This window comes from Lysinibacillus sp. Bpr_S20, assembly GCF_023337835.1.
Taxonomy (GTDB): domain Bacteria; phylum Bacillota; class Bacilli; order Bacillales_A; family Planococcaceae; genus Lysinibacillus.
This window is the reverse complement of record NZ_JALNLQ010000004.1, coordinates 16,195-35,697: the sequence shown is the minus strand read 5'-3', so window position 1 is coordinate 35,697 and position 19,503 is coordinate 16,195. Positions and strand designations below refer to the sequence as shown.

Annotated in this window: 18 protein-coding genes, 1 pseudogene, 1 riboswitch and 1 other annotated feature (1 of these 21 only partly in view); of the genes and pseudogenes, 8 read left to right on the top strand and 11 right to left on the bottom strand. The window is 37.5% G+C overall.

What is annotated here, in order from left to right:
• Positions 1 to 71: a binding site (T-box leader), on the bottom strand; it reaches 141 nt to the left of the window's first position.
• 189 nt (positions 72 to 260) lie between these two features.
• The 3 genes from MWJ95_RS11220 to MWJ95_RS11210 form a co-directional block, all read right to left on the bottom strand.
• Complete coding sequence (locus MWJ95_RS11220) at positions 261 to 2,027, bottom strand: SulP family inorganic anion transporter (protein WP_249105605.1); 1,767 nt, start codon at positions 2,025 to 2,027, stop codon at positions 261 to 263.
• 50 nt (positions 2,028 to 2,077) lie between these two features.
• Entirely contained in the window at positions 2,078 to 2,455 is a 378-nt protein-coding gene (locus MWJ95_RS11215) for an ArsR/SmtB family transcription factor (protein ID WP_283164619.1), read from the bottom strand.
• 142 nt (positions 2,456 to 2,597) lie between these two features.
• Complete coding sequence (locus MWJ95_RS11210; RefSeq protein ID WP_249072993.1) at positions 2,598 to 3,776, bottom strand: MDR family MFS transporter; 1,179 nt, start codon at positions 3,774 to 3,776, stop codon at positions 2,598 to 2,600.
• Positions 3,777 to 3,991: 215 nt separating this feature from the next.
• Between MWJ95_RS11210 and mnmL the strand changes: the two genes are divergently transcribed.
• Together mnmL and mnmM are read left to right on the top strand one after the other, a co-directional pair.
• Positions 3,992 to 4,948 (top strand): tRNA modification radical SAM protein MnmL/YtqA, encoded by a 957-nt coding sequence (gene mnmL, locus MWJ95_RS11205; protein ID WP_223556943.1) that lies wholly within the window; start codon positions 3,992 to 3,994, stop codon positions 4,946 to 4,948.
• Positions 4,945 to 5,523: a tRNA 5-(aminomethyl)-2-thiouridylate-methyltransferase MnmM gene (gene mnmM / locus MWJ95_RS11200; RefSeq protein WP_249072994.1), complete on the top strand. Its 579-nt coding sequence runs from the start codon at positions 4,945 to 4,947 to the stop codon at positions 5,521 to 5,523. The genes mnmL and mnmM overlap by 4 nt, the downstream gene beginning before the upstream one ends.
• 291 nt (positions 5,524 to 5,814) lie before the next feature.
• On the opposite strand, the gene MWJ95_RS11195 is transcribed toward mnmM, so the two are convergent.
• The 3 genes from MWJ95_RS11195 to MWJ95_RS11185 form a co-directional block, all read right to left on the bottom strand.
• On the bottom strand, positions 5,815 to 6,453 hold the full coding sequence (locus MWJ95_RS11195) for a superoxide dismutase (RefSeq protein WP_249072995.1): 639 nt from the start codon (positions 6,451 to 6,453) through the stop codon (positions 5,815 to 5,817).
• 532 nt (positions 6,454 to 6,985) lie between these two features.
• Positions 6,986 to 8,494 (bottom strand): alanine/glycine:cation symporter family protein, encoded by a 1,509-nt coding sequence (locus MWJ95_RS11190; RefSeq protein ID WP_249072996.1) that lies wholly within the window; start codon positions 8,492 to 8,494, stop codon positions 6,986 to 6,988.
• Positions 8,495 to 8,620: 126 nt separating this feature from the next.
• Positions 8,621 to 9,427 (bottom strand): alpha/beta hydrolase, encoded by an 807-nt coding sequence (locus MWJ95_RS11185; RefSeq protein WP_249072997.1) that lies wholly within the window; start codon positions 9,425 to 9,427, stop codon positions 8,621 to 8,623.
• Positions 9,428 to 9,562: 135 nt separating this feature from the next.
• Here MWJ95_RS11185 and MWJ95_RS11180 point away from each other — a divergent pair, with 135 nt between their 5' ends.
• Positions 9,563 to 10,081 (top strand): gamma carbonic anhydrase, encoded by a 519-nt coding sequence (locus MWJ95_RS11180; protein WP_249072998.1) that lies wholly within the window; start codon positions 9,563 to 9,565, stop codon positions 10,079 to 10,081.
• 183 nt (positions 10,082 to 10,264) lie between these two features.
• On the opposite strand, the gene metK is transcribed toward MWJ95_RS11180, so the two are convergent.
• Complete coding sequence (gene metK, locus MWJ95_RS11175; RefSeq protein WP_249105603.1) at positions 10,265 to 11,461, bottom strand: methionine adenosyltransferase; 1,197 nt, start codon at positions 11,459 to 11,461, stop codon at positions 10,265 to 10,267.
• 334 nt (positions 11,462 to 11,795) lie between these two features.
• Positions 11,796 to 11,914: riboswitch (SAM riboswitch) on the bottom strand.
• 659 nt (positions 11,915 to 12,573) lie between these two features.
• Here metK and pckA point away from each other — a divergent pair.
• Together pckA and MWJ95_RS11165 are read left to right on the top strand one after the other, a co-directional pair.
• Positions 12,574 to 14,160: a phosphoenolpyruvate carboxykinase (ATP) gene (gene pckA / locus MWJ95_RS11170; RefSeq protein WP_249073000.1), complete on the top strand. Its 1,587-nt coding sequence runs from the start codon at positions 12,574 to 12,576 to the stop codon at positions 14,158 to 14,160.
• 624 nt (positions 14,161 to 14,784) lie between these two features.
• Positions 14,785 to 15,741, top strand: coding sequence for an alpha/beta hydrolase (locus MWJ95_RS11165; protein ID WP_249105601.1), 957 nt, complete (start codon positions 14,785 to 14,787; stop codon positions 15,739 to 15,741).
• Between the two features lie 84 nt (positions 15,742 to 15,825).
• On the opposite strand, the pseudogene MWJ95_RS11160 reads toward MWJ95_RS11165, so the two are convergent.
• From MWJ95_RS11160 to MWJ95_RS11145, 4 genes and pseudogenes are all read right to left on the bottom strand, one after another.
• Positions 15,826 to 16,773 (bottom strand): annotated as a pseudogene (locus MWJ95_RS11160) (MBL fold metallo-hydrolase).
• A 70-nt stretch (positions 16,774 to 16,843) separates the two neighbouring features.
• Positions 16,844 to 17,620: an alpha/beta hydrolase family protein gene (locus MWJ95_RS11155; RefSeq protein ID WP_374110116.1), complete on the bottom strand. Its 777-nt coding sequence runs from the start codon at positions 17,618 to 17,620 to the stop codon at positions 16,844 to 16,846.
• Positions 17,604 to 18,068, bottom strand: a complete 465-nt coding sequence (locus MWJ95_RS11150; RefSeq protein WP_249073004.1) for an NUDIX domain-containing protein — start codon at positions 18,066 to 18,068, stop codon at positions 17,604 to 17,606. Before MWJ95_RS11150 ends, MWJ95_RS11155 begins: the two co-directional genes overlap by 17 nt.
• Before the next feature lie 291 nt (positions 18,069 to 18,359).
• Complete coding sequence (locus MWJ95_RS11145) at positions 18,360 to 18,677, bottom strand: transposase (RefSeq protein ID WP_249105597.1); 318 nt, start codon at positions 18,675 to 18,677, stop codon at positions 18,360 to 18,362.
• Between the two features lie 140 nt (positions 18,678 to 18,817).
• Between MWJ95_RS11145 and ytzI the strand changes: the two genes are divergently transcribed.
• From ytzI to yidD, 3 genes are all read left to right on the top strand, one after another.
• A complete protein-coding gene (ytzI, locus tag MWJ95_RS11140; RefSeq protein ID WP_249073006.1) occupies positions 18,818 to 18,964 on the top strand; it encodes a YtzI protein in 147 nt (48 codons plus the stop codon).
• Between the two features lie 70 nt (positions 18,965 to 19,034).
• Complete coding sequence (locus MWJ95_RS11135; protein WP_249073007.1) at positions 19,035 to 19,196, top strand: hypothetical protein; 162 nt, start codon at positions 19,035 to 19,037, stop codon at positions 19,194 to 19,196.
• Positions 19,193 to 19,426, top strand: a complete 234-nt coding sequence (gene yidD / locus MWJ95_RS11130) for a membrane protein insertion efficiency factor YidD (RefSeq protein WP_053485074.1) — start codon at positions 19,193 to 19,195, stop codon at positions 19,424 to 19,426. The genes MWJ95_RS11135 and yidD overlap by 4 nt, the downstream gene beginning before the upstream one ends.
• The last annotated feature ends 77 nt before the right edge of the window (positions 19,427 to 19,503 follow it).

The window sequence follows — 19,503 nt, the reverse complement described above, 5'->3', positions numbered from 1 at the left end:
TACTAGCTCCCACCAACCGCTAGCTCTCTAAAAAGAATTACAAATTTACTATTCCTCATCACTGTCTTTACATGTATTGCATTTATTCTAATGGAAAGTACTAAAAAGCACAAGACTTTGTTTACATACTACCCATTATTGAACAAATTAATCATGCCCCTACATAATTACGTTCGGAGGCTTTCATTTCCTTCAGCAAGTGTTTTCTGTACCGAAAGCGTAGCGACAGGTACTGGTATTCATCTGCATTCATCTATCAACTATAGAGGTGGAAGACTTTTGCTGAAAGAAATTAAATCCGCTTTTTCCTCTGGTAAGGAGGATAACTTCTGACATTCACGAAAAGCAAAATGCGAACAACCAATACATTTATTTGTATCTAAATAGCTTAAAGCTTTATTAATCGCATCTCCTGTATGATGATAGAAATTCTCTTCACCAATGGCAGTATATAAGCCATTGTTTTGTAGCGCTGATTTCAATTCATCTTGAACACCCGTAACTAAAATAGTACCTCCCTGTGTTTTAAAATTTTGAATGATATTGCTAAAATATGCCTCTCCTGTTGAATCCATAAAGGGCACTTTACTCATACGTAATATTAAAACTTTTTGTTGTTGCTGAATAGAGCTTACAATTACATGCTCAAAATTTTGGGCTGCACCAAAGAAAAGCGGACCTTCAATTGTATAAATACTAATTTGAGGACAGTCACGCTTCTGATGAACAACATGCGATTGCACTTTTCCACTCTTTAACGAATGGTCTGGTAATACTTTTGTTACGATAAGCTTTTCACTCATACGCTTCGCAAATAATACGACTGCTAACACGAGCCCAACCTCTACAGCTAATGTTAAACTTGTAAAAACGGTTAGAAGAAACGTAATGGTTAAAACGAGAGAATCGCCTGATTTTAACTTTATAATATGCGCAAAATGCTTTTGCTCACTCATATTCCAAGCCACAACCATTAAAACTGGAGCCATACTTGCTAATGGGATATGTGAAGCAAAAGGTGCTAATAATAATAAAGTGACTAATACAAATACACCATGAATAACACCGGATAATGGCGATACTGCACCTGTTTTAATATTTGTCGCTGTACGGGCAATAGCACCCGTTGCAGGAATCCCTCCAAAGAAAGGTGTGACAATATTAGCAATGCCTTGCCCAACAAGTTCTCGATTACTATTATGTTTTGTATTTGTCATTCCATCCGCTACTACTGCTGATAGAAGTGATTCAATACTACCGAGCATCGCGATGACAAATGCCGGTCCAATAAGGAGCTGAATTCGCTCTAATGTGATCTCAGGAATAGCGAAATTAGGTAATGTATTTGGAATTTGACCATAGGCAGTTGCTATTGTGGCAACTTGTCCAGAAAAAAAGAACGTTGCAACTAGTGTAGAAACAACAATACCAGCTAACGCACCAGGCACTTTGGGTAAAACTTTCGGTGTTATTAAAATAATGATAAGACTAATGACTGCCGTTAAAACACTATAAGCGTTGATCGTACCAATATGCATAACAATTTCTTTTACATTGTCAATAAAATACTCATGTCTTTTCATAGCTGTCAAACCTAAGAAATTAGCGATTTGACCGGTAAAAATAATAACAGCAATCCCTGCTGTAAAACCTATTGTCACGGGACGAGGTATAAACTTAATTAATGAGCCAAGTTTAAACATACCCATTAAGCATAAAATAATCCCTGCCATTAATCCTGCGACAAGTAAGTTTTCGTAGCCATACGAAATGACTATCCCCAATAAAATTGGTACAAACGCACCTGTAGGTCCCCCGATTTGATATTTCGAGCCACCCAAAAGGGAAATTAGTATTCCAGCAATAATAGCTGTATATATTCCATACTCAGGCTTAACACCCGACGCAATAGCAAAGGACATTGCCAGTGGTATTGCTACAATCCCGACAATTGTCCCTGAAATTAAATCTTTCTTCAAATGATGAATAGAATATCCTTCAAATCGCCCTGTAAACAGTGACTTCATCTATAAATCTTCCCTTCAAAATAATAAGCAAGGTTCATCAAACCCCCAGTTTACATATCCTCTTCTTGATCTTCATTACTAGTCATTTCTTCTAATCTTGTAATTGTATTTATTAAGTGATTGTTGAAAATATCTTTTGCTACACCAAGTAATTCTCCAATCATCGGATCGCTTAAAGAATAGTAAACTTTTTTCCCCTCTTTCGTCCCATACACAATATTTTTGCCTCGTAATACACTTAATTGCTGAGAAACAGCTGAGCCCTCTTTTTCTAAGCAGCTTTGAATTTCATTGACATTTTTCTTACCGTCTACTAGTAATTCCAATATTCTTATTCGTAATGGATGTGCTAAAGCTTTAAAAAAATCTGCCTTAAATTGCTGCAAGCCCTCTTCCACATAAATCCCTCCACAGACCTTCGAATTCATATATTCAAATATTTGAATATGTACGATTGATTGTACGCTACTATAGGCTAACTTTCAATATCAAACATAAAAAAAACGAGCAAAAACGTGCTTCTCACACATTTATTGCTCGTTTCGGAAATATTTCTGTTAATTCAATCTATTAATCTGTCACTGTTTTATTTTTTCGTAAAGGATAATCATAGATAAGGCATGGAATAATCGCAAACAATACGATAATGACGAGGATTAATACAAGTGCAATCATGCCAAACTGATCGACCATAATACCACCAAACAGAGGGCCAATCATACGACCTGTTGTTGCTGCACTATTAATAATCCCTTGATAAAAGCCTTGACGCCCTTTAGGTGCAAGCTGGTTAGCGATGGTAGGTAACGCAGGTGTGTAAAACATTTCACCAAAAGTTAGCACAACCATTGCTGCTCCAAACATTTTAAAATCACTCGCAAATGCAATGATTCCAAAGGATATTGCGATAAGTGTTACACCAAATACTAATTGACGCTTCAATTTATTTTCCCAACGTTTCACTAGTGGTGCAATTAGGGGTTGCCCTAAAACAATAAGTAGCCCATTAATAGTCCAAAGTAAGCTGTACTGTTTTAATCCTAAACCTAGGTCTTGCGTATAGGAAGAAATAGTCGCACTCCATTGTGAATATGCTACCCAGCATAGTATAGAGGAAGAACTGATAATTAATAATGCATAAAAAGGTGCTTTATTAATTATGCGCTTACTTTCACTTATGACATTTTTCGGTGCAATGCTCCCCGCTTCTAATCGTTTAAAAGTAAAAAACGCTATAAAAAAGAACACAATATACATGGCTAAGTTGACCTTAAAGACGTAGTCAAATTGGTATGCAGCCACAACACCGGCGAGTGCAGGACCAATTGCTACTCCTAGATTTTGCGCTAAATAAATTGCGTTAAATGCCTTTCGTCCACCCTCAGGCCATGCAGTTCCAGCTAATGCAAACATTCCTGGGAATACAATCCCCCCGCTAAAGCCGAGTATCGTTAAAATCCACACATAATGTGGCCAGCCGTGCCAAATCGTTAAAGCCATTAATGAGGCAATGGTCAGAAGAATGCCAAACATTGTTGATTTATAGCCACCTATTCTATCAAATAAGTAACCACCTAAGAGATTCCCTAATACGCCAGCAGCAGAATTCAACATCAACACAAAGCCAGCCATCGCAAGTGACTTCCCTAAATAATCGTGCATATAAATGGCATTTAAAGGCCATAAAAATGAATTGCCCGTCGTGTTCACAAGCATTCCGATAATTAAAAACCAAACACTTTTTGGCATTGAATGACCTCCATTATTTCGCTACTCTAAATAGTTAGTTTATGTTGAAAAATACAAAAGCACAAGAAAAATAATTTTACTCTTTTTACATATATTTTTCGTCCTCCTCATGATTCACTCCGCTTTCGTTTCGTACATTGTCATATTATTAAATTCTTCCCTCATGACGGAAACACCAGCACATGATAAAATATAACGCTAGAGGAGTGAAACAAATGACAGAAACAAACTTTCCTTTTCCTTCAGATGGGAAAAGATATTATACATGGAATCGTTATTTACGTGAGCAATTTGGTCATAAAGTTTTTAAAGTAGCACTAGACGCAGGCTTTGACTGCCCAAATCGTGATGGTACCGTTGCCTTTGGAGGATGTACGTTTTGTAGTGCTGCCGGTTCAGGTGATTTCGCAGGTAACAAAGTGGATCCTATCGAGGTACAATTTGCTGAAATTCGTGACAAAATGCATCAAAAATGGAAGGACGGCAAATACATGGCCTACTTCCAAGCATATACAAATACACATGCCCCGCTACCTGTATTAAAAGAAAAATTTGAAGCAGCATTGGCTCAAGAGGGTGTTGTTGGTTTATCAATCGCAACTCGCCCAGATTGTCTGCCAGATGATGTCGTTGAATACTTAGCTGAATTAAACGAGCGCACCTATTTATGGATTGAGCTCGGCCTTCAAACTGTGCATGAAAAAACAGCAAATCTTATCAACCGTGCCCACGATTATGCAACATATGTTGAAGGTGTTGAAAAGCTACGCAAGCACGGCATTCGCGTATGCTCGCATATTATTAATGGTCTCCCACTTGAAGACTATGACATGATGATGGAAACTGCTCGTGAAGTCGCAAAGCTTGATGTACAAGGCATTAAAATTCATTTACTGCACCTTTTAAAAGGTACACCAATGGTGAAGCAATATGAAAAGGGTATGTTAGAATTTTTAGATCAGGAAGTTTATACAAAGCTAGTAGCAGATCAGCTTGAAATTTTACCACCAGATATGGTTATTCATCGTATTACAGGAGATGGACCAATTGATTTAATGATTGGGCCGATGTGGAGCGTTAATAAATGGGAAGTTTTAAATGGAATTGATGCTGAACTTGAACGCCGTGGAAGCTGGCAAGGGAAATTTTATAAAGCTGAGGTTGCCAAATGAAGCTACAACGTGTTTTACAATATGCACAGCAGCTAATAAAAGATGCAGTTGAAGAGGGCGACACTGTAGTGGATGCCACTGCAGGGAACGGCCATGACACATTATTTTTAGCACAGCTTGTCGGCGATGAAGGTCAAGTGTACGCATTTGATGTTCAAAAGAGCGCTGTGGATGCAACTCTCCATCGCCTTTTAGATAATGGATTAGAGCACCGTGCACTTGTTTTACATAGGGGGCATCAAGAAGTCGCCAACTATGTTCACAAGCCGGTAGCTGCTGCCATTTTCAATCTTGGATACTTGCCTGGCAGTGATCACGACATCGTCACACAACCAAATACAACGATTCAAGCAATTGAAGATTTGCTAAAGCTGCTCAAAATCGGTGGACTTATTGTCCTTGTCATTTATCACGGTCATCCGGGTGGCAAGGAAGAACGAGATGCAGTGATAGAATATGTTAGTCAACTTCCCCAAAAATATGTCCATGTATTAAAATACGAGTTTCTAAATCAACAAAATGACCCTCCCTTTGTGATTGCTTTAGAAAAAATGAAAGATTATTCATTAAGTTAGTTAGATTGTTTCCATATTCAATAATGCCTCGGGGCATTATTGCGTCCAGAATGTTCTTCTTTCAGCAGATGTTTGGACACCTGCTGAAAAGTGACTTAAAACCGCATTTTCTCACCACTTTTAGAGATGGGAGACTTCTGCTAAAAGAAGTTAAATTTATATAAGGCATGATTCCAATAGCTATTGGAATCATGCTTTTTTAGTAAAAAGAAAATATCCCCCGATGGCGCGGGGGATAGGAAGGAGTACTTAATTATTACTTTCATGTCAAATTACCTTTATTAACTTAGCTTAGTTAGATTTTAAAAGTGTTTGTTGTTTCATTGCATCCACATATCGCTGATTGACTTTATCCCAATCGACAGTATTCCACCAATTCGTAACAAATTCAGGTCGACGATTTTGATATTTCAAATAATAGGCATGCTCCCATACATCAATAACGAGTAAAGGAATTTTCCCTTCTTTTAAAGGTGTGTCTTGGTTAGCAGTACTCATAATGGATAATTGTTCGCCATCTAGCACTAGCCAGCCATATCCACTACCAAAGCGGGAAATCGCTGCTTTAGAAAGCTGATCCTGAAAATGATCGAACGTTTGAAAATAATAATCAATCGCCTTTCCAACATCAGCATTTGCTTCACCACCGCCACTGGGACTCATCAATTCCCAAAATAAACTGTGGCAATAGTGACCTCCACCATTATTTTGTACAGCTGTTTGTATGTCAGCTGGAAGCGAATCCAGGTTGCTTAATAAATCTTCCAACGACTTATTTTGTAAATCCTGATGATCTTCTAAGGCCACATTTAAATTATTTACATACGTAGCATGATGCTTAGAATGATGTATTTCTAACGTTCTAGCATCGATATATGGCTCCAACTGATCATAATCATATGATAGTTTCGGTAAATGGAACACAGTCATTTTTTCACCCCCTCCCAAAATGTTTCTTAAAGGAAAATTAATTTCCTTTAGACAAAATATACCTTCTTTTTCTATTGCCGTCAATAAAAATTTTATTTTCTTTTTTAGCTCTTTACCGAAATATGTAAACGACTGAACGGGAAACAAGAACAGAGTATTAATCTTTTTTATTGCCCATCGCCAAAAGTTGTGGATGACACTTATTAAAACATATGCTTTGTATATAAGTTGATTGGAGTGGAGGCTGGGCGACTCCTTGGGGATTAGCGATAGGGGAACGAAAGCTAAAATCATCACATCCTGTGATAACGCCTTCGTAACCAACATCGATGCTGTTGCTGACGCTCCGCTTTCGCACATATGAAAACCTTTTGCTGCAGCTACGTTAGCACTATGCTTTCGCGCAAAAGCGAAGTGGCGCCCAGTCGGAACAGAAATCAACCACACGTTATGATGATGAGCCTTTTTTATAGAAATAAAAAAGCTATCTAATAGAATATTAAAATCTATTAGATAGCTTTCTCTTTATTGTCTATTTATTTTTACGTTTTTCATTATAATCTATCCAGAAATCTGCACCTTTAATGCCTAGTTTACGAGGATCAAAAACAGGATCTTTTCCTTCCTTTTTCTGTTTCTCATAGTCCTTTAATGCAACTATGGCAGGCTTCATTATAATTAAAATCGCTAAAACGTTAATCCAAACCATTAGTCCTAACCCAACATCCCCCATTGCCCAAGCAAGATCGGATGTGCGGATTGTACCATAAAATGCAGAAACTAAAATTGCAATTTTAGCCAGCCATATGACGACTTTTTCTGAAGTGCCGGAGAATAAATAAGCCACGTTTGTTTCGGCAATGTAGTAATACGCCATGATTGTCGTAAAAGCAAAGAAGAATAATGCAATCGCTACGAATGGTCCACCAAAACCTGGTAATGAAGAATCAACTGCATATTGTGTGTATGCTGCACCTTCTTTAATACTTTTCGCAAATGTGATTTGCTCTTCCCCAGTTAATCCACCTTTATTGAATTCACCAACATAAACGTATGGATCAGTACCTTCTGCTGCTTTTTCATCTTGTACATTAAACATACCTGTAAATAAAATCATAAATGCTGTAGCTGAACAAATTAATAGAGTATCAATATACACAGAAGCTGCTTGGACGATACCTTGTTTAGCAGGATGTGATACTTCTGCTGCTGCCGCCGGATGCGCTCCTGTTCCTTGACCTGCTTCATTTGAATAAATGCCGCGTTTAACCCCCCATGCAATGGCGGAGCCTATAATACCACCAAAGATTTCTTGCGCGCCAAATGCACTAGAAAAAATTAATGAGATGACAGCTGGTACTTCTTTAATATTCATTGCAATAATGATGATGGCCATCAGAATATATGCTAATGCCATAAACGGTACAATGATCTGTGCAGCATTGGCAATCCATTTAATCCCACCGATAATAATAGCACCTAATAATACAACAATAATAAGTCCTGTAATCCAAGTCTTAACATCGAAAGCGTTTTCAACTGCTGTCGCAATTGCATTCGATTGAACACCCGGCATTAAAATTAACATGGCAGCTAATGCGGCAACAGCAAAAATAACTGCAAACCACTTTTGCCCCATTCCTTTTTCTATGTAAAAAGCTGGCCCGCCACGATATTCTGTATCTTTCTCTTCTTTATAAATTTGAGCCAACGTCGACTCAACGTAAGCAGTTGCTGCCCCGATAAATGCGATTGCCCACATCCAAAAAACAGCACCAGGTCCCCCCATCCCGATTGCTGTAGCAGTACCGGCAATATTACCTGTACCTACCCGTCCAGATAATGCGATAGACATCGCTTGGAAAGATGAAATCCCCTTTTCCGACTTTTCACCTTTAAACATTAAAACAAACATATCTTTAATGTGTCTTACTTGTAGGAACCTTGTAATGATTGAAAAAAAGAGCCCAATTAACAAAATGCCATAAATAAACCAAGGTCCCCATAAAATCTCATTAATTTTCCCAACGATTGTTTCCATTTTACCCCTCCAATTTAAAAAAACTTACTTCAAGTCATTATAGTATTACACTTTTCAGAAAATTACAACATTATATTCAAGTAACAAAAAGTTAGTAATTTTCTAGTTAATTGGAGAGGTAAATCACTATTCAATTATATAGCCAATTCTTCGAAGCGCATTGTTAATGAAATCACGTATATAAACAAAAATCTCGTCACGCTCTACTTCATGGAATAGATTGTGATAACAGTTTGCCCATTCTTTGAATTGAAACTCTGTAAATTCCATCTGATGTAGCCAATTACGCGTTTGTTTAGTTTCAGTAATATTATCTTTTTCAGCTGTCATCACTAACATCGGCATATTAGGGAATTCAGCCTTAGGCAACAACACTAAATTGCGCATCATTTGCTGTAGCTCTCGGTACCATTTCACTGAAACGACTGACGAAAAAGGGACCTCATCCTTCATTTCATCTTTACCTTCTAAACTACGCGTTAAAGACTCTAATGTGATTTCATGAGTCAGTTTCACATTTGCCGTCAGGGCACTTAAACTAGTTAAAGCATTTGATAGTTTACCTGGCAAAAGCTTTAAATGAAGCCACGGTGAAGTTAAAATAATTCCCGCACATTCATATTTTCGTTTTTGCATGGTATGTAGTATTAGTGTTGCACCAAGCCCATGTCCTATTAAAAAGACAGGTAAATTATACGAAAAAGCTTTCTCCATTAGATGCCTTGTATATTTGTTGTATTCTTTAAAATCTTCATCGTGAACACGAGAAAACCCTATATTTACTCCATGATTAGGTAAATCCCCCATGACTATGTGGAAGCCTTCCAACCTAAGTTTTTCTATTAGCCATGCATACCAACGGTGATTTTCATATGCACCATGAAGAATAGCAACCACAGCCTTTGCTTGTCCATCAGCTTCCCATTTCCACATTTCACACAGTCCTCCTAAAAAATAATTACACATTGATTATATCTGAATATCTTGATCATTTTAATTTTATATTTCCATCAAGTTGTGTATTTGATACGATAATATTACATCATAGAAAGAAAAGAGGCGATTCTAATGATCTATCCATTTAAAGGGAAAACACCAAATATCGATCCTTCTGTTTTTATTGCCGATTATGCAACCGTTACTGGTGACGTTACAATAGGTGCTGAAACAACAATTTGGTTTAACACAGTTATTCGTGGGGATGTATCACCAACAATTATCGGAAAAAGAGTTAGTATTCAAGACCTCTGTTGCTTGCATCAAAGCCCAAAATATCCACTAATTATTGAAGATGAAGTAACAGTAGGACATCAAGTAACTTTACATAGCTGTACGATTCGAAAAAAAGCCCTAATAGGTATGGGCTCAATAGTTTTAGATGGAGCGGAGATTGGAGAGGGTGCATTCATTGGGGCAGGTAGCCTTGTACCTCCAGGAAAAGTCATTCCTCCAAATAGCTTAGCACTTGGTCGGCCCGCAAAGGTTGTAAGAGAATTAAATGAAGAAGATAAAGAAGATATGGAACGCATCATACGTGAATATGTAGAAAAAGGCCAATACTATAAATCTCTTCAACCAAAACATTAATAGCTATTTCTAAACTAAGTAGCTCCACGTTTGCTTGGGCAACCGAGCCATCCATGATTAGGAGTAGGAGTTTATTTTTTTTCGTAAAAAAAAACAGCGAAAGGGGCTTACAATGTTGAGCCCCTTTCTGTATTAGTATTTTAATATAGTTTCCTAGCTACTTCATCACTTTAGCTGAATAGTTTATAAACCTGCTTTTTCTTTTAATGCGTCAGCTTTGTCAGTTTGTTCCCAAGGTACATTTAAATCAGTACGACCAAAATGACCATATGCTGCAGTTTGCTTATAAATTGGGCGACGAAGGTTAAGCATTTTAATAATCCCAGCAGGGCGTAAATCAAATAAGTCGCGTACCCATTTTACAATTTCACTTTCCGTAACTCTTCCTGTCCCAAATGTATCAACAGCAATAGATACAGGTTGAGCAACACCAATCGCATAAGCTAGTTGTACTTCAGCTCGATCTGCTAAACCAGCTGCTACGATATTTTTTGCCACATAGCGTGCTGCATATGCTGCTGAACGGTCAACCTTAGTTGCGTCCTTACCTGAGAAAGCACCTCCACCATGACGTGCATAGCCACCGTATGTATCAACGATGATTTTACGTCCAGTTAGACCAGCATCCCCTTTTGGACCACCAATGACGAATCGACCTGTTGGGTTGATGAAATATTTAGTATCGGCATCTAGTAATTCTTTTTGAACAACTGGAGCAATTACAAATTCTTTTAAGTCTGCTTGAATTTGCTCAAGCGTAGCTTCTTCATCATGCTGTGTTGAAATGACAATCGTATCAACGCGCACTGGTACATTATTTTCATCATATTCAACCGTTACTTGAGTTTTTCCATCTGGACGTAAATATGCTAATTCACCTGACTTACGTACTTCCGTTAAACGACGAGCTAATTTATGGGCTAAACTAATTGGCAATGGCATAAGCTCTGGCGTTTCGTTACATGCATAACCGAACATTAAACCTTGGTCACCAGCGCCAATTGCTTCAATGTCAGCGTCTGTCATTGAGCCTTCACGCGCCTCTAATGCTTGATCAACACCTTGAGCAATATCAGGTGATTGCTCACCGATCGCAACAAGTACTGCTAGATTTTCTGCATCAAAGCCATATTTCCCACGTGTATAACCAATTTCGGCTACAGTATCACGAACTATGCCTTTTATATCTACATAAGTAGAAGTAGTAATTTCTCCTGATACTAATGCTAAGCCTGTTGTTACTGTTGTTTCACACGCTACACGTGCGTTTGGATCTTCTGCTAAAATAGCATCTAAAATGGCATCCGAGATTTGGTCACAAATTTTGTCTGGATGTCCTTCTGTTACACTCTCTGATGTAAACAGTCGACGGTTTGTCATTTGGTTTTCCTCCTATTACTTTTACAAATAATATTTGCGAATTAATACGGTACTCATTACCCATGTCAAGTTCACTCCTAAGGAATTGAACCCTCAAGCCGTTGTTGCTGTCGCTACGTTTGCACTTCGCTTTCGCACAGTAAACATTTGTTGCTGTCGCTACACTTTCGCACAAATAAACAGCTCTGCTTTTAACACGAGGATTTCGAAAGATCCGTCATTATAATAAGGAAAGGACTATATACTTACCTTTAATTCGTTTTTAACAATAAAAAAATCCTTTTCTCACGCTTACTTAACATGAGGAAAGGAATAATGACTTCGTAACCTTTCACTCTTATCGTTCAAGGGGTATCCCCTTGCATCAGGTTGGCACCAACGCATGTCGTGAAATAGTTCATGCAGGTTGCCGGGTTTCACAGGGCCTGACCCTCCACCAGCTCGGGATAAGAGTATCCGTTCAATATCTCATAATACGTAAAAGGTCGAACATTGTCAAATATTTTTCACTTATGCACTACCGCTATGTCTGCACTACGCTTTCGCGCAAAAAACACCTAAGGCAAGCACAAAGACATTCCTGGCAAAATTGCTGAGGCATAATTGTTTGTATTCATATAAAAAAACTATGAGATTTATCAAGAAATTAATTTGGATTATGCTGTAAATTTAAACAAAATAATCCCTACTCTCCACCTCACATCATGTGTTAACATATGTGTAACCCCTTACAGCATTTTTTGTAGCGAACGCAGAGCATCAGCTACAGAACATGTGGTGGATGAATATGATATTTTAGCCCCTTTTCAGTCGAAGACAAGCTCCAACTAAAAACACGCTAATTACTTCACATCCTGTGCGAACCTCATGTTCTAAACACAATTTTGCTGTGTCGAAAGTGAATGTGTGATCACTTAATATATATAGGGTAAAAAGCATGATCAAAACGAATGAATATACTTTTTGTCGTTTTCTTGAAAAGTAATAAAATCTAAAAAATAATTTCTTAATTAGTATAGATTATTTAAGCAATTGTGTTATACTATTTTTGAAATTAAGAAAATCTCCCTCAGACTCAAGGGAATACTATAAAAAAGGATGGTATTTAATCGATGAATTCAGTAGAAATTGCAAACGAACTGAAGGAATTATTAAGCGGCGGTAACATTAATGTTCAACTTTCAGTACCACAATTAGCTGAAAAAGCTACTTCTCGTGGTGAAGCTATGTTAACAGTAGATGGCGCAGTTCGTGCAGAAACTGGCAAATACACTGGTCGTTCACCTAAAGATAAATATACGGTAGAAGAAGAAAGCACAAAGGATAAAATTGACTGGGGTAAAGTTAACCGACCAATTTCTTCTGAAGTGTTCGATAACTTATATGTAAAAGTAGTAAAATATTTAAAAGAACGTGACGAATTATTCGTATTCAAAGGCTTTGCTGGTGCTGACAAAGATTCACAATTAAGCATCCAAGTAATCAATGAATATGCTTGGCACAACCTTTTCGCTCATCAATTATTTATCCGTCCAACTAAAGAAGAATTAGCTTCTCATGTTGCTGATTTCACAGTTATCTCTGCTCCTAACTTTAAAGCAGACCCTGTCGTTGATGGTACTGCTTCTGAAACATTCATCATTGTATCACTTGAAAAGAAAATTATCCTAATCGGTGGTACTGAATACGCTGGTGAAATCAAAAAATCTATTTTCGGTATTATGAACTACTTATTACCACAACAAGGCATCCTATCAATGCACTGCTCAGCAAACGTTGGCGAAGCTGGTGATGTTGCATTATTCTTCGGTTTGTCTGGTACTGGTAAAACTACTTTATCAGCTGACCCTGACCGTAAGCTTATCGGTGACGATGAACACGGTTGGTCTGATAACGGTGTATTCAACATTGAGGGCGGTTGCTATGCAAAAACAATTAACCTTTCTGCTGAAAAAGAACCAGAAATCTACAACGCAATCCGCTTCGGTTCTGTTTTAGAAAACGTAGCGGTTGATCCAGAAACTCGCATTTGTGACTATGATGATGGTTCATTAACAGAAAATACACGTGTAGCTTATCCAATCCAATACATTGAAAATATTGTTGATCCATCTGTTGCAGGTCACCCAAAAACAATCATCTTCTTAACGGCTGATGCATTTGGTGTATTACCTCCAATCAGTAAATTAACAAAAGAGCAAGCAATGTACCACTTCCTAAGCGGTTTCACATCTAAACTTGCTGGTACAGAGCGTGGTGTAACAGAGCCAGAACCAGTATTCTCAACTTGCTTCGGTTCTCCATTCCTTCCACTTCCAGCAACAGTTTATGCTGAAATGTTAGGTCAAAAAATTGACGAGCACGGTGCACAAGTATTCTTAGTGAACACTGGTTGGACTGGTGGCGAATATGGTACTGGTAGCCGTATGAAGCTTTCTTATACTCGTGCAATGGTACGTGCTGCAATTGATGGCAAATTAGCTAATGTCGAAACAACTCAAGATTCAGTATTCGGTTTAAACATTCCAACTTCTATTGAAGGTGTACCATCCGAAGTGCTTAACCCTCGTGATGCATGGGCGGACAAAGCTGCTTATGATAAAAAAGCTGCTGAACTTGCTGGACTATTCAACGAAAACTTCAAGAAATTCTCAAATGTTTCTGAAGCCATCACTAAACTTGGCGGTCCATTAAAATAATTTACTAAGACAAAGGGAACGATTTCAATCGTTCCCTTTTTTTGTTTTGAAAGAATATTACCCTCTATTTCAAATAAAGTATGGCTCTTCAGCAAAGCGAGGGGTTGATTTCCGTGATGGTTTTAGCCTTCTTTCCCCTATCGCGACTACGTTTTAAAAAATGACATCCAACTTTTTAGTTTGAGCGGGACCTTTTCAGGAGTTATCGCCCAACTTTTAATTTTTATCGACATCCATCTTCCGAAGAGCAAAAAGGATTCACACACAAAACTGTACGTGAATCCCTTTCTATAGCGTTCATTCTTAATCGCACAAATTGGAGTGGAAGGGCTACCTGGCGAGATCTGAAGCCGGACGTGACGCACTTAGCCTTCGTTCTTTTAGCGGAGGAAGCGGCTCGCCCACAGGAAGCCTTGCTCTGAAGCTACGAGTAGCCTGGAACGGAAATCTCCCCATTTAACATGTCCAACAATCCAAAGATATCTTTTTACCATATTTTTAACACTATAAAATTGGACTTTTTAAGTCACTCCCTTTCCTACTCTTCCCCTATTTTAGAAAAGCCTACTTTCCATATTGTTAACTTTGTGTATAATTCATAATAGTAGTTTTAGGGGGAAATATATGAAAAGAAAATTTAAAGTGATTATTATCATTATCAGTCTTCTATTAGTATTGTTTGTTGGGGTCGGATTTTTTGCAGGGAATTATTTTTATAACCTAGCCTTAAATCCTAATACAGATAAATCCGCTGTGCTTGACGCTCCTCACAATTCCATTGCTGAGAGTCCTAAGGATGCGAAAGAAAAAGAAGAACGCGAAAAGTGGTTTAAAGAGAAATACAAGGACTCTTATATACAGTCTTTCGATGATTTGAAATTACATGCCTATACGCTTAAAAATACAAATGAAACAAATAAATGGGCAATTGTTTTCCATGGATATTCATCTGAAGGTTCTCAAATGACAAAGTATGCTAAGCATTTTTATGATACAGGCTATAATGTTCTCGTACCTGATGCAAGGGCTCATGGAAAAAGTGAGGGTGACTATATTGGTATGGGTTGGCATGATCGGCTTGATGTAGTCTCTTGGATTAATAATGTTATCCATTCTGATAAAAACGCCGAAATTGTTTTGTATGGTGTTTCCATGGGAGGTGCTACAGTGATGATGGCCTCAGGAGAGGATCTACCTGGCAATGTTAAGGCTATTATTGAGGATTGCGGTTATTCCTCAGTTTGGGATGAATTCTCTTATCAATTGCAAGCAATCTTTAATTTACCTGAACTTCCTATAATGCACTTTTCTTCAATTGTTACGAAGTTAAGAGCTGACTTTACACTTGGTGAAGCCGATAGCGTCAAGCAAGTAGCGAAATCGAAAACACCTATGCTATTCATTCATGGAAGTAATGATACATTTGTTCCATCTGAGATGCTTAACGAAGTATATGAGGCAGCCAATGTACCGAAGGAGAAATTTATAGTTGAAGGTGCCGGACATGGTGATGCTGAAAGCGTTGCTGGAGACGCTTATTGGAAAACTATTAATAACTTTTTAGCAAAATATATAAAATAAATAAATATCCTTTTTACTACCGTTTAGGTGCCTTCCATAAAGCACCTAAACGGTTTTTTCAAACAAAATAATGGAGTGAAATTTCTAGAAATAAATACTCTGGAAACCTTGAAGTATTTGTAAATCAATTTTATCTGCTTTTGTTCTCTGAATGATAAAATCTAATCCTTCTTTTGTGTTATCTGCAAATTTAGGCAATGCTTCAAGAGCATCTGTTAAAGGTTTGTTGAAGTTATCCCAATGTATTGGAATAATAAGCTTCGGTTATACTTTCCGCACGGTTTGCTCATAATACATATTTTGAAAATCTTGAGCTTGAGCTCCTAATACTCCTATACCTAAAAATAAAACATCAGCATGAATGTCATTTAATGCCCCTTCTATATAGTTAGCACTTGGCTTAACAAAGAATGTTTTATTGTTGTGCGTAATCAAAAAATCGTATGAAGAATCTTCATGATAATCTAGAGCTTTTGCTGGTTGTTTAAGTGGTTCCTTAATTTTTTCTCCTTCGTCAAAGGTTGGTGAATGCTTCGATTGAAGAACAGTAACAGTAAAATCACCAAACTGCATAGCCGTATTTACTTCGTACACAGACATCTGTTTCATATTTATACCATTACCAAGTCCTATATTAATTGCGGATCCCGAACCATATACATGCGTCCCAGTTTGTTTAGCGATATACGCTAAATCTAAAGCATGATCATAATGTGTATGAGCGATAAACAATCCCCGAAGCTTATTATTTTCAATCCCCATTTTCTTAAAGGCTTTATTGACAGTATCTGCATCCGTTTTTACAGTACTGAAAGGCAACATATTTAATAAAGGCGGCCTAGAAATAAAACCATCAATCATTAATTGTGTGTGACCATCGTCAAATAATAAAGAGGATGTTCCTAAAAATGTGACCTTTATCTCACCTTGCTTTATTGTTTTTTGCTGTGTTTTTGGAGCGTAATATGCCTTGTATTGCTGAATATCTGCTGAAGGTGTAAAATACTTAACAAAGGTGGAAGCGAAGATCATCAATACGAATCCTATAATAATAATCTTGCTTCTTTTACTTATGTATTTCACATTACTCCCCTCTCATATTTTATTGACGTTTCATCCACTCACAAAGTGCATGTACTGTTGCTCTATTTTTAGCCGGTGGATACTGATGGGCATAGCGAAGATCATACCATGTCTCATATATTTTATTTGCATCCTTTAAATAGAATTCTAACTGTCTTGCATGTTCTATATCTACATTTTCATCACGATATCCATGAATGATTAATACTGGAGCTGTAATATGCTCTACCTCAAAAAGTGGTGTTCGCGTATCATAAGCCTCTGGTACACGATTAGGCGTTCCACCAATAACACGCTTCATCATCCTACGCATATCTGTCCGCTCCCAATATGTAGCTGTAGCATCCGATACTCCTGCCCACGTCACAACTGATGTAATATCTCTGCGTAAGATGGCAGTCCAAAGTGCCATAATACCACCACGTGAAAAACCAAAGACATGAATATTATCATTACAAAACTGTTTTAGCACGTCTACGGCGTATACAGCATCATAACGATCAGCTCCTGCAAACTCATCTCGACCTTCTCCACCACGATTGCCGCGGTAATACGGAGCAAACACGATAAAGCCTTGAGCTGCAAACTGTGCGACACGTGAAGGTCTAACCATACCAATGCTTTGCATACCTCCTCGTAAATATAAAAAGCCATCATATGTACCCTCTGCCCTAGGCTCCGCTAGTAATCCCTTTACACGTAACCCCTGTGACATATACGTGATTTCCGTTAAACGAATAGCTGGATTAGGAGATGGATAAGGACGCTTTTCAACGATCTTACCATTGGTCATAATGCTTCAACTCCTCAAGCATTTTCTGCATACCTTCATCTTTCATATGAAAGCTTAAATTTGGGTGATTCGTAAATTCTTCATCCGTTAGCCAAGTCATCCCTGAAGTTTCTAAATCGAAGTCAATGTCCTCCTGCCCTGCAAACTGTGCGGTAAAGACCGTTTTACAAAATAAGATGTCATCATAAACTGCGTACTCTGCAAACCATCTAAGTTTTTTCACATGAACACCGGTCTCCTCGAATACTTCTCTGATCGCTGCCTGCTCCAATGTTTCTCCAGATTCTTGCTTTCCGCCTGGAACCTCAACACCGCGTCGTTTATGAATCGTACATAACCATTTATTTTCATGTTTTAATAAAACAAGTACATGCTTAGGCTCAATGTCTAATTCCCCTCTTTTAAAACTTAAATCCACTTGTAAACCATTTAAATCTGTAAATGAAAACATGCTCTTCAACTCCTTCATTACAACGATATTCTTTTATTTCACTATAGTGGAATCATATAGCTACAATCAACAAATAAAATCACTTATTTCCAACCCCAGTGCAATAGAAAGCATAAACACCTAATAGTATGTTTATTCGATGACAAACAGCAACAGCGCAACAAATTGAAATTTCTCTACTTCAACGTGCGCAAATGACAATGGTTAATCCATTGAGTGATCGCTAATCAGTTTATAAATTCGCTTTCATCCATAATAAAAGAGTCACTGATGTTTTCAGTGACCCTACTTTTAGACACGTTTATTGAAATACGGAAGTTGTTCAACAAATGCTTTCGTATCACTATCCCCGTACTCATGAACAAGTGCATAGATTTTTTTTAATCGTAAATCAATTTCATCATTTTCCTGATCAAGATGATATTGTATATATGGCAATTGTGCACGCCATGCATTGGCAATCTCCAACATCTGCATTTGCTGAAAAATCTTTTCAAATACATCTAATGCTTGGCGATCGATGTTGAGTTCAAAGTTCCACGGTCCTGCATATGGATTTGTATAATAGGTTCTATTGGCAAGTGAAAAATATACACGCTGACGATCCATCTCTACAAAACACTCCTTTTACCATAGTATGGTGGTAAAAGTGCTGTTTTATTCGCTGGAATGTCAAACTTCCTTCACAACTAAGTCATATTATCTAATTTATAATAGGTAGTGATGAATAAGGAACGGAGTGAATGCCCATGAGTTTAATCACGCTTTTAATAGTAGCTGCAATTATCGTTATTTTAGTAACGGTTGCGACTATTATTAGTGTTAATCGTGCGTATGCTTTTAAACATACAGTTGATGAAAAACCTCAGCAAAGTTTTCATCAAGATGATGACTAGTTCAATTTCTACAATTTTTTAAGATATTCTTTTATAATATTATTAACAAATAGAATTTGGAGTGAACACAATGGGAGTACCATTACCAATAATCATTATGATTGCAATGATGATGCTTATGTTTGGCGTTTCTGTCATTGTCTTGTTAAAGAAAAAAAGCAATTTCTTTACACAAACTATCGATGCGAAGCCTAAGCAAATAAATACTCAACAAAAGGATAAACAAATATGAAATATCCCTTTATATGGCTCATTAAGTTTTATAGAAAATTTATATCACCCATGACACCTCCATCTTGTCGCTTCCATCCTACATGCTCTTCCTATGGACTTGAAGCTTTTCAAAAACACGGTGCCATTAAAGGATTCTATTTAACGATTAAACGTATATCAAAATGCCAACCATTTCATCCTGGAGGCTTTGATCCAGTACCTGAAAAGTGGCCTTCGAAAAAGAATTAATTTTCGAAGGTCATTTTTCTTGTACTTTTTTCAGATGTGCGCTATCATAGAAAATGTTCTAAATAATAAATCGTAAT

Bases quoted from the DNA above. Each gene is read 5' to 3' on its own strand.
- mnmL (WP_223556943.1), top strand. From the start codon at position 3,992: ATGACAGAAACAAACTTTCCTTTTCCTTCAGATGGGAAAAGATATTAT.
- MWJ95_RS11150 (WP_249073004.1), bottom strand. From the start codon at position 18,068: ATGTTTTCATTTACAGATTTAAATGGTTTACAAGTGGATTTAAGTTTT.
- MWJ95_RS11185 (WP_249072997.1), bottom strand. From the start codon at position 9,427: ATGTGGAAATGGGAAGCTGATGGACAAGCAAAGGCTGTGGTTGCTATT.
- MWJ95_RS11135 (WP_249073007.1), top strand. From the start codon at position 19,035: ATGGGAGTACCATTACCAATAATCATTATGATTGCAATGATGATGCTT.
- yidD (WP_053485074.1), top strand. From the start codon at position 19,193: ATGAAATATCCCTTTATATGGCTCATTAAGTTTTATAGAAAATTTATA.
- mnmM (WP_249072994.1), top strand. From the start codon at position 4,945: ATGAAGCTACAACGTGTTTTACAATATGCACAGCAGCTAATAAAAGAT.
- MWJ95_RS11195 (WP_249072995.1), bottom strand. From the start codon at position 6,453: ATGACTGTGTTCCATTTACCGAAACTATCATATGATTATGATCAGTTG.
- MWJ95_RS11165 (WP_249105601.1), top strand. From the start codon at position 14,785: ATGAAAAGAAAATTTAAAGTGATTATTATCATTATCAGTCTTCTATTA.
- MWJ95_RS11210 (WP_249072993.1), bottom strand. From the start codon at position 3,776: ATGCCAAAAAGTGTTTGGTTTTTAATTATCGGAATGCTTGTGAACACG.
- MWJ95_RS11220 (WP_249105605.1), bottom strand. From the start codon at position 2,027: ATGAAGTCACTGTTTACAGGGCGATTTGAAGGATATTCTATTCATCAT.
- MWJ95_RS11215 (WP_283164619.1), bottom strand. From the start codon at position 2,455: ATGAATTCGAAGGTCTGTGGAGGGATTTATGTGGAAGAGGGCTTGCAG.
- metK (WP_249105603.1), bottom strand. From the start codon at position 11,461: ATGACAAACCGTCGACTGTTTACATCAGAGAGTGTAACAGAAGGACAT.
- ytzI (WP_249073006.1), top strand. From the start codon at position 18,818: ATGAGTTTAATCACGCTTTTAATAGTAGCTGCAATTATCGTTATTTTA.
- MWJ95_RS11145 (WP_249105597.1), bottom strand. From the start codon at position 18,677: ATGGATCGTCAGCGTGTATATTTTTCACTTGCCAATAGAACCTATTAT.
- MWJ95_RS11190 (WP_249072996.1), bottom strand. From the start codon at position 8,494: ATGGAAACAATCGTTGGGAAAATTAATGAGATTTTATGGGGACCTTGG.
- MWJ95_RS11180 (WP_249072998.1), top strand. From the start codon at position 9,563: ATGATCTATCCATTTAAAGGGAAAACACCAAATATCGATCCTTCTGTT.
- pckA (WP_249073000.1), top strand. From the start codon at position 12,574: ATGAATTCAGTAGAAATTGCAAACGAACTGAAGGAATTATTAAGCGGC.